This is a genomic window from Aquimarina aggregata (assembly GCF_001632745.1).
GTDB classification, from domain to species: domain Bacteria; phylum Bacteroidota; class Bacteroidia; order Flavobacteriales; family Flavobacteriaceae; genus Aquimarina; species Aquimarina aggregata.
Window position 1 is genome coordinate 179,185 of sequence record NZ_LQRT01000058.1, and the last position, 18,516, is coordinate 197,700.

Annotated in this window: 13 protein-coding genes; 8 read left to right on the top strand and 5 right to left on the bottom strand. The window is 32.8% G+C overall.

The genetic code is table 11. The features are described 5' to 3' along the window. Positions 1-102 precede the first annotated feature (102 nt). The gene (locus AWE51_RS24035; RefSeq protein ID WP_066319348.1) at positions 103-1,278 is read left to right on the top strand and encodes a hypothetical protein; all 1,176 of its coding nucleotides are present in this window, start codon (positions 103-105) and stop codon (positions 1,276-1,278) included. 7 nt (positions 1,279-1,285) lie between these two features. Here AWE51_RS24035 and AWE51_RS24040 read toward each other — a convergent pair whose 3' ends face one another. Together AWE51_RS24040 and AWE51_RS24045 are read right to left on the bottom strand one after the other, a co-directional pair. Next, entirely contained in the window at positions 1,286-2,191 is a 906-nt protein-coding gene (locus AWE51_RS24040; protein ID WP_066319351.1) for a 3-keto-disaccharide hydrolase, read from the bottom strand. A gap of 40 nt (positions 2,192-2,231) precedes the next feature. Then, positions 2,232-3,101, bottom strand: coding sequence for an AraC family transcriptional regulator (locus tag AWE51_RS24045; protein ID WP_066319354.1), 870 nt, complete (start codon positions 3,099-3,101; stop codon positions 2,232-2,234). Positions 3,102-3,282: 181 nt separating this feature from the next. On the opposite strand from AWE51_RS24045, the gene AWE51_RS24050 reads away from it, so the two are divergent. The 7 genes from AWE51_RS24050 (at position 3,283) to AWE51_RS24080 (ending at position 15,852) form a co-directional block, all read left to right on the top strand. Beyond that, a complete protein-coding gene (locus tag AWE51_RS24050; protein WP_066319357.1) occupies positions 3,283-6,489 on the top strand; it encodes a DUF1553 domain-containing protein in 3,207 nt (1,068 codons plus the stop codon). Positions 6,490-6,492: 3 nt separating this feature from the next. Then, on the top strand, positions 6,493-7,998 hold the full coding sequence (locus AWE51_RS24055) for a DUF1501 domain-containing protein (RefSeq protein ID WP_066319360.1): 1,506 nt from the start codon (positions 6,493-6,495) through the stop codon (positions 7,996-7,998). Positions 7,999-8,087: 89 nt separating this feature from the next. After that, entirely contained in the window at positions 8,088-9,197 is a 1,110-nt protein-coding gene (locus AWE51_RS24060; protein WP_066319365.1) for an NHL repeat-containing protein, read from the top strand. 18 nt (positions 9,198-9,215) lie between these two features. Next, positions 9,216-10,601, top strand: a complete 1,386-nt coding sequence (locus tag AWE51_RS24065; RefSeq protein ID WP_066319372.1) for a c-type cytochrome domain-containing protein — start codon at positions 9,216-9,218, stop codon at positions 10,599-10,601. Positions 10,602-10,807: 206 nt separating this feature from the next. Next, entirely contained in the window at positions 10,808-13,237 is a 2,430-nt protein-coding gene (locus AWE51_RS24070; RefSeq protein WP_232517448.1) for a glycoside hydrolase family 2 TIM barrel-domain containing protein, read from the top strand. A gap of 82 nt (positions 13,238-13,319) precedes the next feature. Beyond that, positions 13,320-14,066: an SGNH/GDSL hydrolase family protein gene (locus AWE51_RS24075; protein ID WP_066319376.1), complete on the top strand. Its 747-nt coding sequence runs from the start codon at positions 13,320-13,322 to the stop codon at positions 14,064-14,066. Between the two features lie 97 nt (positions 14,067-14,163). Continuing rightward, on the top strand, positions 14,164-15,852 hold the full coding sequence (locus tag AWE51_RS24080) for a sulfatase family protein (protein ID WP_066319378.1): 1,689 nt from the start codon (positions 14,164-14,166) through the stop codon (positions 15,850-15,852). 129 nt (positions 15,853-15,981) lie between these two features. Here the strand turns inward: AWE51_RS24080 and AWE51_RS24085 are convergent, their stop codons facing one another. Genes AWE51_RS24085 through AWE51_RS24095 form a run of 3 tightly spaced genes read right to left on the bottom strand, consistent with a single transcriptional unit; the run spans position 15,982 to position 18,510 of the window. Then, positions 15,982-16,323, bottom strand: a complete 342-nt coding sequence (locus AWE51_RS24085) for an L-rhamnose mutarotase (RefSeq protein WP_066319380.1) — start codon at positions 16,321-16,323, stop codon at positions 15,982-15,984. 8 nt (positions 16,324-16,331) lie between these two features. Beyond that, positions 16,332-17,666, bottom strand: coding sequence for an L-fucose:H+ symporter permease (gene fucP / locus AWE51_RS24090; protein ID WP_066319387.1), 1,335 nt, complete (start codon positions 17,664-17,666; stop codon positions 16,332-16,334). A gap of 52 nt (positions 17,667-17,718) precedes the next feature. Continuing rightward, complete coding sequence (locus AWE51_RS24095; RefSeq protein ID WP_066319388.1) at positions 17,719-18,510, bottom strand: SDR family oxidoreductase; 792 nt, start codon at positions 18,508-18,510, stop codon at positions 17,719-17,721. Positions 18,511-18,516 lie beyond the last annotated feature (6 nt).

Here is an 18,516-nt window from a genome sequence, read left to right on the forward strand (position 1 = left end):
GAAAAGTACTTAAAAGATGCAATAATCATTATATTTAACCTTTGGTTAACGGTAGTTGTAACGGTTAAATAAAGATGTTTTGTAGACTAAATTGTGTTAGAAATGAGTGTGCTTTCAGATGAAGAAAAAATAATACTATTAGATGATATTCTTGAGAGTAGAGTATTTTCTAAATCTCCAACTAGTAAGAATTTGCTTAGTTTTTTAGTGAAGTCTACAATAGCTAAGAAACAATTAAAAGAGACTACAATAGGACTAGAAATTTTTGGAAAACAGTTTCTGGATCAAAACAATTCTTCTAGTATTAGAGTAAATATCTATAACCTTAGAAAAAAATTAGAAAAATATTATGAAAATGAAGGAAAAGATGTAAAATGGAAAGTTATAATCGATAAAGGCCAGTACTATACTTCTTTTATTCAAAATAATACTAGTAAGTCTAATTTAAAGGATTATAAAAAATTGTATAGAGTATCAAGCTTTGCAGCGATTTTTTTGCTTGTTATTTTGGGTTTTGTGATTGCTAAAATGTTGTATACACCTCCTACTATATTATGGAACTCTTTTTTTACCAATAAAAAAGAGACGACATTAATTGTGGGAGATTTTTTTGGATTTATGGCAGAAACTAAAACTGGACGAATAGGGTGGAATAGAGATTATCAAATCAATTCATTAGATGACTTCTATGGATTTCAAAAGGAAAATCCTGATTTTAAGAATAATGTTTTTCCGGCGAATTACTCATACATTACTGAAATGGGATCTATTGCAGTCTATCGTTTAACGAGACTATTTAATTCTAGAAATAAAGACTTTTCGATAAGGTTTTCTACAAAGTCAACTTATAATGATATTAAGGAACATAATTCTATTTACATCGGGCCCACAAAAAATAACAATAAGTTTATTCAGTATTTTAATGAGAGAAATGCCTTTTTTTATATTCAAGATCGAAAATTAAGATATAAAAATATAGCAAAGAGTAAGGACACAATTTTTAATCTCGATGTAGAAGGAACAGCATCAGAATATGCTATTGTATCACGATTAAAAGGAGCAGATGATACCGAACAATTTTTGTTTTTTTCTGATCATGATATGGGGGTTATTGCTACGGTCGAATTGTTTTGTAATCAAAACAAAGCAAAACTGTTTACTAAAGAATACCTCAAAGATTCTGATACTTTTACAGCATTGTTTCGTGTTACGGGTAAAGAAAGAACAAATCTTAATCTAGAACTTATAGCTATTGATAGTGTATATCAGCTACCGTAATAATACCTTAATACGTACAGGTCTTAGGAAGGTTTTTTATATAGTAACTTTTATAATTTGTTGCTTTAGGATCCATACACCCACATAAATTTAGAAGTTTAATATTTTTAAAATCTATAGGATGACTTTCTGCTTGAAGTGCAATATAACCATCGGTTAAAATGGTCCCTGCTTTTGATAACCAATAATCTAAATCTCTTTCTATTCCAAAGTTACCTAAATTAGTTTCTTTGCTCTCGGCACTATATTTACCTCCTGTAATTTGTGGCTTTTCAAATCTTAAGACCATATCGCCATTTACTTTAAACTCCATATATTCACCGCCCATTATGATAGCATCTATATGAACCCATTGATCCCCATGATAGGTTTTTGATGAAGAATTGATACAATGGGTATAATCAACTATCCCATCTATTTCTACCGCTGTACCAGGAGTACAAACATTAGCTGTTGTTCGTTTCCCTTTATTTAAACCTCCTAATGTTTGTAATTCTATAGAGACTGGGAAGTCTTGGTTGAGTTCATTGCTCATAGCAGATTGCGAATGTAACATAACGCCACTGTTTCTTATATTCCAATGTACTCCGCCTTGTAATTGTTCACCAGTAAATCGATAATCAAAACTTAATTTATAATAGGAAAAAGGTGTTTTATAATATAAATGCCCAAAAGAGTTGTCAAAAGTTTCATAATTATCATACTGCACTCTAATCATACTATCTTGAACAATAAAAGTCTCTTTATAATTATGATTTAATTCATAACCAGAGATTTTAATATCCCAATCATTAAGATCTGTACCATTAAATAAAGATATCCATTCCTCTGTATGAATATTATTTTTTGTTTTCTGATTACATGCAACTATAGATATTATAATACCTATAAAAATGATGTGTTTATTCGACATTTTTTTTTAATTTATAGTATACTATTGAAAAAATTTGTTTTTAGACTTTCATTTGTTCTCGCCTAAAATTTCCTGGAGTCTTACCAGCATGTTTTTTAAAGACTCTTGAGAAATATGATAAATTTTCTAACCCTACCTTTTCTGCTATTTGTTGTAGCGAATAGTTGGTGGTTAGTAAGAGTAATTGAGCTCTTTCTACTCTCTTAGATTGCATATATATATTTGGCCGCATACCAAATTTGTCTTTAAAGATTCTCGAAAAATAATCTGTACTCAGGTGGCAATAGGATGCAAGTTCAGAAATAGTAAGTTCTCGATGTAAATTTTCACCAATATAATTCAAAACCTGACTTAAATTATAGCCAGAATTTGTTCTTACGGTACTATCAGATGTATCTTCTATAAACCTAGATAAAAGTATATTAAGGAAACCTCGTGTTTCAAGAAAAAATGCAGCAGATAATTTTTCATTTTTTCTTTTGAAGTGTAATAATGTAGGTCTGTTGTCATATACCTCTGGGTCATCATCTATTAGAGCTCGATTTGGGTTAATTTCTAATAAACGTTTAAAATATTCGAGATCAGATGGAGTACTTTCAATTTCATAAATGAAAGATTTTAAATTAAAAATAGACAATCCATTTTTTATTTCTTCAAAGAAACTAATGTAGTATTGTTCATGATATTCATCGCATTTATATCTACTATATGTATAACTGGGGATTAAGTACATATATCCAGGTTTTAAAGAAAACTCTTTTCCGTTATGATATACTTTTGCAGAACCTTTAGTGATATAGTACATTCTGGTAAATGGACTAATAACATTATCATAATTCCAGTGAGAATCTAAATGTGCATACCCAATATTGAGTAGTGAAAGTTGTAAAGATTGTAATACTTTATGCATTAATAAGATCTTTTAAATCATATAAAAATAGAAGAATTTTTAAGTAAAAGTCGTTTTTGTAATAAAAAAAAAGGTTTATTTGGTTGAATAGGTCGGAAATGTACATTTTATGGTCTTTTTTGAACAAGAGTTTTCATTAAATTACCTACTACATTTGGTTATACAATTAATTTTAATGTAGATGTTAGTATTTAGAGGGATTTTATTAATAGCAATTTTAACAATTGTTTTTTCTTGTGGGGGACCGGATATACCAGAAACGATAGCTTTAGAATATAAAGAATTACCTGATAAATTAGATTTCAATCAAGATGTAAAACCTATTTTATCAGATAAATGTTATTTGTGTCATGGTCCAGATAAAGCAAAAATATCTGCAGGATTACAATTGCATAGTGCAGAGACCGCTTTTTCTGAACTCCCTGAGTCACCTGGTAAGTATGCCATTGATCCTGGGAGTCTAAAAAAATCAGAAATGTTTTATAGGATTATTTCAGAAGATCCTAAAATAATAATGCCTACACCTGAGTCACATTTAACTCTTACAGCAAAAGAAAAAGCTATTTTAATAAAATGGATAGAAGATGGAGCAGAATATAAAGATCATTGGGCATTTATTCCTATAGAAAAAACAGATCCACCTAAAGTAAAAGCAAAAGAATTGGTTCGTAATCCTATTGATAATTATGTGCTTTCTAAATTAGAAAAACATCAATTATCATTTACAAAAGAGGCTGATAAAGAAATACTCTTACGACGTTTATCTTTTGATTTGACCGGTATGCCTCCGACGGTAAAAGAAATAGATGATTTTTTGAATGACTCTAGTGCAAATGCCTACGAAAAACAGGTAGATCGATTATTAGCTTCAGAACGTTATGGAGAACAAATGGCTCTGGAATGGATGGATGTAGCACGATTTGCGGATACACATGGATATAGTGTTGATCGGTACCGCGATATGTCTCCATGGCGAGATTGGGTTATAGATGCCTTTAATAAAAATCAACCTTATGATCAGTTTATTACATGGCAACTTGCGGGAGACCTTTTAGATAATCCAACAAAAGAAATGAAACTAGCGACCGCTTTTAATCGAATTCATCCACAAAATATGGAGGGAGGTATTGTTAATGAAGAATTTCTTATAGAATATGCTGGTGATAGAGCAACAACTACAGGACAGGCGTTAATGGGACTTACGGTAGCATGCGCAAAATGTCATGATCATAAATATGATCCAGTTTCGCAGAAAAATTACTATGAAATGACTACATTCTTTAATAACATCAATGAATCTGGTCAAATTTCTTGGAACGATGCCTTGCCAACACCAACAATGCTTTGGACAACAGAAGAAGAAGAAAAGATGTTAGAATATATGGCAAACTTAGTAAAAGAGAACGAAACTGAGGTTGCCAAGACGACTCAAGAGTTGATGCCAAAAAGCCATCAATGGATAGCTAGTAAAAGTTATGCAGGTATAAAATTATCAAACAAAGGCTTAGTAGGTTCATATGATTTAAACAACACTTCACTAGTAAACAGTATACGAACATCACAAAAGGGTACAATGAAGCGTGAGTATACAGAGGGACAACCTATAGATTTAGTAACAGCAAGAAAAGGGAAAGGTATAAAATTTAATGGTGATACTTGGTTAGACTTAAAAGAAGTAGGAGTTTTTGGTCGTCATGAACCTTTTACCGTTGGGGTATGGGCAAAAATACCTGAAGAAGTTACCGATGGAAATATATTTCATAAAAGTGATGGAGCTATTCTACATGCGTGGCGAGGATATCACCTTAAAATTGTCGATAATAAATTAGAAATTTTAATGGCGCATACAGGTCCGGACAATGCAATTAAAGAGCATACTAAAATTGAAATTCCTAAAGATATTTGGACGCATTTTGCAGTTACATATGATGGATCTAGTAAAGCTGCAGGATATAAGGTGTATATGAATGGTAAAGAGTTAGAAACCGAAGTTATTGTTGATAATTTATATAAGAACATCTTATTTGGCCGAAAAAAAGAACCAGCACTTCAATTTGGAGCTCGATTACGAGGTAAAGGGATTCCAGACGGTATCATGGATGATATTAGAGTATATAACAGAGAACTTTCAGGTATCGAAATGTTGCAGTTAGCAGAAAACAAAGAAGTACATACGCTACTTGCAAAATCTCCAGAGGCTTTAGAATCTTCAGAAAAACTATTACTACAACAATATTACACCTTGAATGCTTCGTCAGTAAAAGAAAAATATGCAAAACTTACAGAAGTACGAAAAGCATATGTAGATAGTATAGAGCCAATTAAAGAAGTAATGATTATGAAAGAATCAGAACCAATACAGGCTTATGTTCTTGAGAGGGGTGTATATGATGCAAGAGCAGAGGAGGTATTTCCTAGTACTCCAGAATTTTTACCACCAATGTCAGAAGATACACCTAAAAATAGATTAGGTTTTGCAAAATGGTTATTCAAAAAAGAACACCCATTAACATCACGTGTAGCGGTAAACCGCATGTGGCAACACTTTTTTGGAATAGGTTTGGTAAAGACTTCTGAAGATTTTGGAAATCAAGGTGAACTGCCTAGTCACCCACAATTATTAGACTATTTGGCGGCTAATTTTATGGAAAATGGATGGGACATGAAAGCTTTTAATAAAATGCTGGTAATGTCTGCTACGTATAGACAAGATTCGAGAGCATCACAAGAATTAAGAGATCTTGACCCAGAAAACAGATTATTAGCGCATGGTCCAGCTAAACGAATGACCGGAGAAATGCTACGAGATAACGCTTTAGCAGCAAGTGGTTTATTAAGTGAAGAAATAGGAGGGGAAAGTGTACATCCTTATCAACCACCTGGATTATGGAAGGTAAACGGAATGACCTATAAAGCAGATACAGGAGAAAAATTGTATAGACGTAGTATGTATACTATCTGGAAACGTTCAGTGCCGCACCCTACTCTGGCAACCTTTGATGCACCAGCTCGAGATGTATGTACTATTCGTAGACAGGAAACAAATACACCATTGCAGGCATTGGTATTACTTAATGATCCTACTTATATCGAATCAGCAAGAGTTTTGGGTAAAAAAATGGCAGATACTGCAGATGCCCAAAAAGGAATTCAATATGTGTTTAGAAGCTTAACAGGAAGAAATCCAACTCAAAAAGAATTAAAAGTTTTATTGGATCTTAAGAATACAGAATACAAGAAATTTGTTTCTGATGATACAAAAATGAAAGGTTGGTTAAACTCTGGTGAATTTAGATTAGAAGACAATGACGATAAGGCTTTAATAGCCGCAAATGCAATAGTAGCGAGTACCATTATGAATTCGGATGCTACAATAACAAAAAGATAAAGTATGTGTGATCATCATGATAAATTAAGGTCAAATAATAAAGATCTTCAAAAGGTAGAAAAGATGTTTGACCGTAGAGAGTTTTTAACTAAAACATCTTTAGGTTTAGGTGCGATCGCACTTGGTGGATTATTAAATGCTGATAAGGCATGGAGTAATGTTAAGAATAATGTGAAACCTGATCTGGAAATGTTTAGTAGAAATGGTCTTGGTTTACCGCATCATATGCCAAAAGCTAAAAGAGCTATCTATTTATTTCAAAGTGGGGGACCTTCACAATTAGAACTATTTGATTATAAACCCAAACTTAAGGATTTGTTTGGGCAAGATCTCCCAGAATCGGTTCGTCAAGGACAACGACTAACAGGAATGAGTGCAGATCAAACTACATTTCCTATTGCCGCATCTACTATAGAATTTAAACAGTATGGTGAATCTCGCGCTTGGGTAAGTGATGCAATGCCATATTTATCCGAAGTTGTAGATGATATCTGTTTTATTAAATCAATGCAAACAGATGCTATTAATCATGATCCGGCAATAACTTTTTTTCAAACAGGAAGTCAACAACCAGGCAGACCATCGATAGGTTCATGGTTAAGTTATGGATTAGGTTCTGATAATGATAATTTGCCAACTTTTATTTCTCTGGTTTCCAAAAATGGAGGAGGACAACCATTGTATTCACGATTATGGGGTAATGGATTTTTGCCTACAGAACATCAAGGCGTACAATTTCGTAGTGGTAAAGACCCAGTTTTATACCTTTCTGATCCAGAGAATTATGACGGGCATGATCGTCGTAATATGCTAGATTATTTAGGAAAGCTTAATAGTATTCAAAACGATTCTTACGGTGATCCAGAAATTAATGCACGTATGTCACAATACGAAATGGCATTTAGAATGCAAACGTCTGTTCCTGAAGTAACCGATATGAGTGATGAACCTGATTATATTTTTGAAATGTATGGTGAAGATAGTCGTGATCCAGGGACTTATGCTGCAAATTGCCTGTTGGGACGAAAACTATTAGAAAAAGATGTGAAATTTGTACAGCTTTATCATCAAGGATGGGATCAACATCTTGGGTGTCCAGGAGGTGTGAAAATGAATTCTAAAAAGACAGACCAAGCTAATGCAGCATTAATTAAAGATCTTAAACAACGAGGAATGTTTGAAGATACATTGATCATTTGGGGCGGTGAATTTGGAAGAACTGTATATTCTCAAGGAAAATTAACAGCTTCTGATTATGGTCGAGATCATCACCCAAAAGCGTTTACAATGTTTATGGCTGGAGCAGGAGTAAAGCCAGGTTTCACATATGGAGAAACAGATGATTTTAGTTATAATGTGGTTAAAGATCCAGTGCATACGCATGATTTTCAAGCAACACTGCTACACTTATTTGGGATAGATCATGAACGATTAATTTATAAGCATCAAGGACGTCGTTTTCGATTAACAGATGTTCATGGTCATGTTGTAAAGGATATTTTATCATAAGTAAAGTAACCGTATTATAAAACGATATCAAGTTATATCAAGCCCTTAAGAAACAATCAATACAAATTGTATAAAAAAATCAATAACAAATGAGCTCTAGAAGAAACTTTATTAAAAATACTATGCTTGCAGGTACAGCATTATCTGCAACATCTTCCTTCGGGTTTAATATTTTAAAAGGAATTGCTCCAGACGATAATCAAATAATTGGTCATGGAGATTTTAAATATAAAGTGCATAGAGATTGGGCAAAAATGAGTGTGAGTCAAAACCCTATTTTCAATTGTCATGAGATGCAAATGGACTCTAAAGGGCGTTTACTCATGATTGGGGATCATACTGCTAACAATATGTTTGTTTTTGACAAATCGGGTAAATTATTAGACACCTGGGGGACTCGTTATCCTGGCGGACATGGATTAACCTTGCATGATGAAGGAGGAGAAGATGTGTTGTATATATGTGATTCAGGATGGGGACAGGATAAAGAGGGAGTCTGGTTTGAACAAGGAGGTGTAGTACATAAAACTAAAACCGACGGAAAACTAATATTTACTTTTCCGGATCCTAGAACAATAGGCGTGTATACTCATGATATGAAATATATGCCCACAGAAACATGTGTTGCTCCAAATGGCGATGTATATATTGCCGATGGGTATGGATCCAATTATGTACTTCAGTTTAATCATAAAGGCGAGTTTATAAGAAAGTTCGGAGGGATGAAGAATGAAAATCCTGCTCATAATTTAAACCAAACACATGGTGTTGCGATTGATTACCGAGATAAAAATAATCCCGTTGTGGTTTGTACTTCAAGAAATGAACATTCTTTTAAATGGTTCACTTTAGATGGAAAATATATAAAAACAGTACATATGCCAGGAGCTTTTGTATGTCGACCAGTATTAGATGAAGGTAATATTTATGCAGGTGTATGTTGGTCTACCACTAGAGAAGGTAAGAATTGGGTACGTGATACCGGGTTTGTAACCATTTTGGATGAAAATAATAAGGTAGTGTCAAATCCCGGAGGTGAAGAGCCTGTTTATAAAGATGGAAAACTTCAACAAATGTATCAAGCTAAAAAGCCGACTTTTAATCATGGCCATGATGTATTCGTTGATGAAGATAAAAGTTTGTATATCTGTCAATGGAATGCCCATAGAACACCTCCAATTAAATTAGAAAGAGTATAATCGTAGGAATTAGAATTTATGAATGAAGTATCAGATATTGTATTGTTTTTTGGACGATTTCATCCTTTAGTAGTGCATTTACCTATTGGTTTTTTGTTTTTTGCCTTTATTCTGGAAGTTTATGGACGCTGGCAAAAAGATGATAAAATCAAATTAGCTATACCATTATCATTATTTTTAGGAGCAATTAGTGCATTAGTGGCTTGTGTTTTGGGATATATGTTATCCCTTAGTGGGGATTATGATCAAGGTGCTTTAGATACTCATTTTTGGTTTGGAATTGCAACAACCGTTATTGCTTTTGGGGCATGGCTAATTAGTAGCCGAAAATTAAAAGTAGAAGTATTAGAAAAAGGTAAAGCATATATAGCGACACTTGCATTGATAGTTGTGCTGTTAAGTATTACAGGGCATTACGGAGGGAATTTAACCCACGGATCTGATTATTTAACTGCTTATTTACCTTTTGGAAAGGAACAGAAAGAAAAATTAGTTGCCGTAACAAGTATTGAAGAAGCTCAGGTTTTTAATCATCTAGTAAATCCAATTTTACAGGATAAATGTGCAAGTTGTCATAATGCGTCTAAAAAGAAAGGGCAATTGTCTTTTGCAAGTAAAGAAGCCATACTAAAAGGAGGTAAATCAGGTGCTGCGTTCGTTGCAGGTGATGCTGGCGCTTCTGAAATGATTAGACGGGTGTTGTTAGATACTCATCATGATGAATTTATGCCTCCAGAAGGTAAAACACCACTGACCAAAGAAGAAATTGCAATTATTGAATATTGGGTTAATACAGGTCAAGGCGATTTTGAAATTAAATTCGGTAATATAGAATCAAGTGAAGAAATAAAACTTGCAGCTACCGAGATGTTAGGTTTAGATGCAAGTACTAAAGAAAGTATGGCTTTGGCAAATGTTCCTTCGCCTTCAGAAACAGATATAAAAACCTTAATAGATGCAGGTTTTAAAATACGAGAATTAGTTGCTGATTCAAATCTATTTGATGTTATTTTACCGGCGGGTACAATTAATCAAGAGAATATTACTGACGTAAAAATAAAATTAGAACTTCTTAAGCCTTTAAAAAAGAATATTATTTGGCTTTCTGTAGGTGATAATAATATCTCGGATAATGATTTAAGTATTTTCGATGGTTTTGAGAATTTACAGTTGTTAAAACTAGAAAAAAACCCGATTACGGATAAAGGAATATCCTTGTGCCCAGAATTGAAAAAACTAACAGCACTAAATCTTTTTGGAACTAAGGTTTCTAAATCCTCATTAGAACTATTAAATAAATTTCCGAAATTAGAAAAATTGTACGTTTGGAATACGAATATCACAAAAGAAGATGTGCAAGCTTATCGAACTCAAAATAATTCTGAAGTTACTGTAAATTTATAGTTAAAGAAATTTAAATACGTTATAAAATAACTCTAGTTTTTAAAAATGTACTAATATTTTGTATAAGAAAGATTAACGAAAACAAATTCATAAGTTTAAGTAGAAAATTAAATAAATAGTTTAATTTTTTAAGAGATAATATGTTTCTTGTATGCAATAGTGATTTATGCATACAAAATTATCCTTTGATTACTAAAATTATACTTATGAATTCCTACTTAAAGATGCTAAGTTGTTTTCTGATAGTTACTTGTTTTATCAGTTGTAAAGACACAAGAATTCATACTGCTAAAACATGGAAAATCAATGATGGATGGAAATTTATACAAAAAGATGTACCCAATGCAAAGGAAATTAATTTTGATGATAGTACTTGGACTACAGTAGAGTTACCACATGATTGGAGTATTTCAAAACCTTTTTCTAAACAAAACCCTTCCTTCTCAAGAGGTGCTTGGCTCCCTACAGGGATTTCATATTACAGAAAACATTTAGATATATCAGATATTGGAACAGATCAAAAAGTATTTGTTCATTTTGAAGGAGCATATCGAAATGCCGAAGTATGGTTTAATGCACATTATTTAGGGAAAAGACCTTCTGGTTATAGTGCGTTTGAATACGAGATCACCAAATTTATAGATAGAACATCAAAAAACATTCTTACTGTAAAATTAGATAATTCAGAACAACCTGGATCTAGATGGTATTCTGGTAATGGAATTTATCGTGATGTTTTTTTAAAGGTTAAAAACTCTATTTATATTCCCACATGGGCTACGTACGTTACCACGCCAAAAGTATCAAAACAAAGTGCAACTCTTAATGTTAAGTCAGAGGTTGTTAACGTAGATGATAAAACTAGAAAACTTGAACTTAGAGTTTCGGTTTTGGATACTAGGGGAAAAGAGATAATTCAAGATCAAAAATATATAGCTGTACAAGGAGGTAAAAAGTATGCCTTAGATTTAGATTTAGAAATTAAAAAGCCCCTTTTGTGGCATATAAATGATCCTGATCTTTATAATATTAGATTAGAGCTTTTTGAAAAAGAAAAAAGTGTAGATAAGGATTCTGTTAGGGTTGGTATTCGTAAAATGGAATATACTGTTGATAAAGGTTTTGTACTAAATGATGATCCGATAAAAATAAAAGGAGTTTGTTTACATCATGATGCGGGACCATTAGGAGCAGCTGCTAGAAAAACAAGTTATGAGAGACAAATTCGTATTTTGAAAGAAATGGGAGCAAATGCGGTTCGAACCGCACATAATCCCTTTGATTCAGAGTTTTTAGATACCTGTGATGAAATGGGAATGCTTGTTATGAATGAGGCGTTTGATGAGTGGGAAGTGGTAAAGAAACCCCAGACATTTAGAGAAAAAGGAAATAAAGTAAGAATTCCAGTTAAATATTATGCGCATTTATTTAAAGAATGGGCTAATAAAGACTTAAAAGATTTTATACTTAGAGATCGAAATCATCCCAGTATTTTTATGTGGAGTATTGGCAATGAGATTGATCAAATGCGAGATGAATCTGGAGTTGCCATTGCTAAAAGGCTTATGGATATAGTTCATCAATATGATAACCGACCTGCAACATGTGGGGTAAATGGATACGGTTGGGGTGATTGGCCACACGAACCAGCGGTGGCTCAAATAGATATTCCAGGCTATAATTATGCAAAAGGCGAAAATTATGATAAAGAACATCGTGATTTTCCTAATCGAAAAATGATTGTAACCGAACATACTTCGGCCCAAATGATTGCAAATAGAGGCGAATATTACCCTTTTAAAAGCGTGGAATCTTCTTTGCAATTAGATTTGCCTATATCGCATACAGATACTCAAAAATTTCTGAAGAATAGAAAAGCGTATGAACAGGGCATGAAAGCATGGATAGATGTTAAAAATAGACCTTTCGTTATGGGAGAGTTTATTTGGACAGGATGGGATTATCTCGGAGAAACTATTCCCTATTCTTGGCCTGCGAGATCGTCTAGTTTTGGTGTTGTAGATTTAGCGGGGTTTCCTAAGGATGGATATTATTATTATCAATCACAATGGACAAGTAGTCCAATGATTCACTTATTTCCTCATTGGAATTGGCAAGGACATGAAGGAGAAAAAATGCATCTAAATGTGTTCTCAAATACGCAAGAAGTAGAGCTTTTTGTTAATGAAGTTTCTCAAGGAAGAAAAACAAACGATTTAAATAGTACCAAAATGTTAACTTGGGAAGTGGTATATCAACCTGGTAATGTAAAAGTTGTGGGATACAATTCAGGAAAAATGATAACTCAAGAAACATTAAATACAGTTGGTGATATTAGCTCGTTAGAACTTGAAGTAACTGATAATACCGAAATTACATATATAGAAGTAAAAGCCTTGGATAAAGATGCGAACTTTATACCAACAGCAAATCATAAGATAAATTTTAAGATTGAAAATGCCGAATTATTGGGTGTGGCAAACGGTAATAATCGAAGTCTTGAACCCTTCGTAGCTTCTTTTAGAAAACTTTATAACGGTAAAGCAATCATCATTTTGAAAAAAAATAACTCTAATAAACCTGGAAAAGTTATTGTAAGTACCGATGGGATACCAGAGGTTGATATCACCTTTTAATAGAAGGTAATTGTAACGATAATTAATTTAAGATCTAAAAATGTTTTTTCTATAATTCTAAAAATAATAAGCCAAAATACCCATGAAAATAGTAGTAAAAATAGCATTGTTCTGTATTACTTTGATTATAATTAGTTGCAAGAATCAAACGGGATATGTATTAGAAGATAATACCATTGTAGCGTGTATAGGAGATAGTATAACCTACGGAAGTAAACAAGGCTATGTTGAATACCTTCAAAAGTATGCAGATAAGAATAAAAGCAATAAGATTACCTTCTTAAATTGGGGAAAGAATAGCGAAACTATTACTGGACTTACAGAAAACGATCATCCAGGACCAAGACCGTTTTTATTTGATAGAATAGATAGTTTATTAAAACAAACTCCTAAACCTGATGTAGTGACATTTTGCTACGGTATGAATTGTGGGATTTATGGATTACCATCAGAAGAGTTATTTCAGAGATTTAGAAACGGATTAACACAATTTCTAGATATAATGAAAGGACATGAAATAGATGTTGTTTTAATAACTCCTCCACCATTAGCTCTCAAGACAGCTATTAAGCATGGTAGAGAAATGATTTCAACTGGAAATTATGGCTATAAAAACCCCTATGAAAACTATAATGATGAAGTAATTAAAGAATTTAAAAAAATAGTTTTAGAAATTGAACATCCAGCAATATTAACAAGAATTGATATAAATACTCCTTTAATACAAAATATTGATAAAGCATATGGCAAAGACCCAATACACCCAAATTCTTTTGGAAATATGGTAATTGCAGAAACTATGTCTAAAGTATTACTAGAAGAAGAATGATTTTTTAACCATTTGTGCTATACTATAAATCATCTTTTTAGGAAGAGTAGTATTATATTTTAGGATATTTGATAGAGACTTCTATAGATCAATAATTATGTATAAACTTATTAATTTTTTTGCCGTAACCTTATTTGTAGGAATAGGGTTTATTTCGTGTAAAACAGAACCTAAAAGTAAAACCGTTATTAAAAAACAAAAGCCAAATATTATTTATATTATGGCAGATGATCATACCACGCAAGCATTTGGGGTTTATGGTAGTAGATTAGCGGACTTAAACCCAACACCTACACTAGATAAAATGGCAAAAGAAGGGATGATATTTGATAATTGTTTCGTTAATAATTCTATTTGTGTACCTAGTAGAGCTGCTATTATTACAGGACAAAGGGCACAAACAAGTGGAGTGATTGATCTAGAAGGTGTATTACCTCAAGAGAAACAATATCTACCCAAAGAGATGAAAAAGCTGGGATATCAGACTGCAATTGTTGGGAAATGGCATTTACATGAAGAACCAGCCGCATTCGACTACTATAAAGTATTACCTGTTCAAGGAAAATATTTCAATCCAGACTTTAGAATACAAGGGGATAAACCATGGCCACAGAATGTAGTAAAAACTAAAGGACACTCCTCTGATATCATAACAGATAGTACTTTAGATTGGTTAAAAAAGAAAAGAGACCCTAGTAAACCATTCTTTTTAATGCATCACTTTAAAGCTCCGCATGATGATTTTGAAAATGCACCCAGATATAATGAATACTTAAAAGATACATTTATACCAGAACCTAGAAGTCTATATGAAAATGATAATCACGGATCTATTGCTACAAGAGGTAAAAATGATTCTTTAACTCGAGTGATAGCATCTTCGGTTTCTAGAAGAAATATCATAAGAAATCAGGCTATGAATATTTACCCTGAAAAAGAAATCTATAAAAAGTATGGAGTAGCTCAAGAGATTCCCATTACCAAACACACAAGATTTAATAATACAAAAGAAGAAAAAGAATATACCAGTACAGTGTATCAGGACTATCTGAAAAAATATTTAAGATGTGTAAAAGGCGTAGATGATAATGTAAAACGCTTATTAGATTATTTAGAAGAAGAAGGGATATTAGATAACACAATAATCGTTTATACAGGTGATCAAGGATTTATGCTAGGAGAGCATGATTATATAGATAAAAGGTGGATGTACGATGAATCAATGAGAATGCCTTTTTTTGTACGATACCCCAAATCAATCAAAGCTAATAGTCGGACTGATGCAATTATCAATAACACCGATTTTGCTCCTACACTTATTACAATGGCTGGAGGAGAACAACCAAAATATATGCAAGGAAAAAGCTTTAAAACTATATTAGAGACTGGTGAAGAACCAAAAGATTGGCAAAAGGCAACATATTATAGATATTGGATGCACTTGGCACACCGACATGGTAATCCCGCACATTTTGGTATTCGCACTAAAGCGTATAAGTTAATTTTTTATTATGGAAAATATTGGGTAGATACAGATAATCCCAATGCAGAGTGGAATAAAAAGAGTTGGGGTAATGATTTTACTAGGCATACACCTGTAGCTTGGGAATTTTATGATCTAAAAAAAGATCCTAAAGAAATGAATAATGCTTATAAAGACGATAAATATGCTGAGGTAATTGCAGATTTGAAAAATCAATTGTTAAATATGCGTAAGGATTTAAATGAGACAGATGTTAACTACCCTCATATCCAAAAGGTTATTGATCAACATTGGAATGATTAATAATCAATAAAAGTAAAATCATCTTTATAAAGAATTGATTGCTAATTACTGATAAGAATAATAGGGTATAAAAAAGCCTGAGATTAATCTCAGGCTTTTCTAATTATATAGTATTGAAATCTCTTTTTCTTATAATTGAAAGACTTTCTCCATCATGATCCATTTCTCACCATCTTTTGCCCAAGGCAATCCTTGTTGGTATTTCCACATAAGTTGTTCCCATTCTTGTACTTTAGGATTATCGGCATCCATTTTGGCTTTTTTCTCGGGATCAAATGTCTCATCTACTTCCATAATCATAAACATACGATTACCGGTTAAGTAAATCTGCATATCTATAATGCCAGCGTCTTTAATACTTTTAGTAATTTCTGGCCATGCATTACCAGCAGCATGATACTCTTTATATTCTTCAATAAGTTTTGGATTGTCTTTAAGATCACAAGACAAACAAAATCTTTGTGTTTTCATAACGTTTATTATTGATTAGATGATTTATTTAGTTTAGATACATATAACCCATATAACCCTACAACTGCCACACAGATCATTGGCATAATAAAAGAGAATTTAACTTCGGGAACTCCTAAAATGGTGGTGTCTGCTAATTTATCCCCACCGATATCTATAATAAGTCCCTGAATAGGAGGAAAAATTGCTCCCCCAACAATAGCCATTACTAGAAAAGCAGAACCTAATTTGGCTTCATCTCCCATATCTTTTAATGCAATTCCGTATATGGTAGGAAACATAATCGACATAAATAATGAAATACAAATTAAAGAAATTAGTCCTGGCATTCCAGGCATTATAATCGCACCAATACAACACGCAATTGCAAGAGCTGCAAATAATGAAAGTAATCTTGGAGCCTTAATTTTACTAAGTAAAATAGTTCCTAAAAATCGTCCAGCGAGGAATATTCCCATGGCAATCATATTCATGTAGGTAGCATTGAGCTCTCTTCCCGCGCTTCCTGTTTCATTAATATATTGCACATATTGATAAATAGCAGTCCAACACATGATTTGCGCCCCTACATAGAACATTTGTGCTATAACACCAGGAAAGAAAGCTTTTCTAGCAAATATTTTACGAAGCGACTCTTTAAATGTCAATGTTATATTTTCTTGTACCGTTGGAATTTTTGTAGCTATTATTATAACCAAAATGACCAAAACTACGATACCGATTCCTAGATAAGGATAACTGATAATGCCTAAATCTTCTGTTTTTATAGCGGCTTTAGCAGTAGCATCAAGAGCAGCATACGTTTCATCATTATAGTCAGCTGATTTAATTTGACCAAGTACAACAAATTGTGCAACCATCATACCTGCTATAGATCCAATAGGATTAAAAGATTGTGCTAAATTTAATCGTTGAGTTGCCGTTTCTTTGGCACCCAGGGATAGAATTAATGGATTTGAAGTAGTTTCTAATAAAGCTAAGCCACAAGTAATTATATATAGTGATAATAAAAAGAATTCATAACTTTCTAAAGAAGATGCTGGATAAAACATAAAAGCACCAAAAGCATATAATACAAGACCTAATATGATTCCTGATTTATAGCTTTTCCAACGTATAAATAGAGCAGCGGGTATAGCCATGCAACCATAACCAAAGTAAAAGGCAAATTGAACTAAATAAGCTTGAAACCAACTTAACTCTGGCATTACTTTTTTAAATGCGGTAACCATTGGATTGGTAACATCGTTTGCAAAACCCCATAACGCAAAAAGTGATGTGATCACTATAAAGGGAAGTAAGAGTTCTTTACTTACTAAAGGAGCTTTTTTTGTATTTTCCATAATCTAGAGTTAGAATTAATAATGTGAATATGAGTTTGCGTATGTATATATTTTATTCTGTTAACAGGGATCTATCTAAATGTACATATCCACCATCGATAGTAATAAATTGACCTGTAGTGTGAGATGATTTTTCTGATATCGTAAATAAACAAGCATCGGCAATTTCTTCTGGTGTAGTCATGCGATTACCAAGAGGAATTTTTTTCACAATAGATTGTAATTTTTCTTCTCCGTTTTCTAGTGTTTTAATCCAATTGTCATAGGCTGGAGTCCAACTTTCTGCAATGATTATAGCATTGGATCTAATATCATCTTTAATCAAATCTACTGCCCATTCACGAGTTAATCCTAATACACCACCTTTTGATGCTGCATATCCAGATGTTCCTCCTTGACCAGTTAAGGCTACTTTTGATCCTATATTAAGAATATTTCCTTTTACTTTTTTAATATAGGGCAGGCAAAATTTGGTCATGGCAAAAAAGCTTACCATGTTTAATTTTAGGGAGTACATAAAGTCATCTATACTTGCGTCTAAACCAGCTCCATCATTAACTCCTACATTGTTAATTAATGCATCAATACGACCATATTTTTCTCCTATTCTTTTTGCAGCGGATTCTATTTGGCTGGCATCGGATAAATCTGTCTTTACAAAAATACCATCAATTCCTCTATCCTGTAATTCTTTCTCATAGCCGTATCCACGATCATTACGGCACACAATAACGGGTATAGCTCCTTCGTTAGCAAGAGATTGCACAATGGTTTCACCAATACTGCCTTGAATACCTGCCGCACCTGTAACGACTACTACTTTATCTTTTAGTTTTAAATCCATAATTAT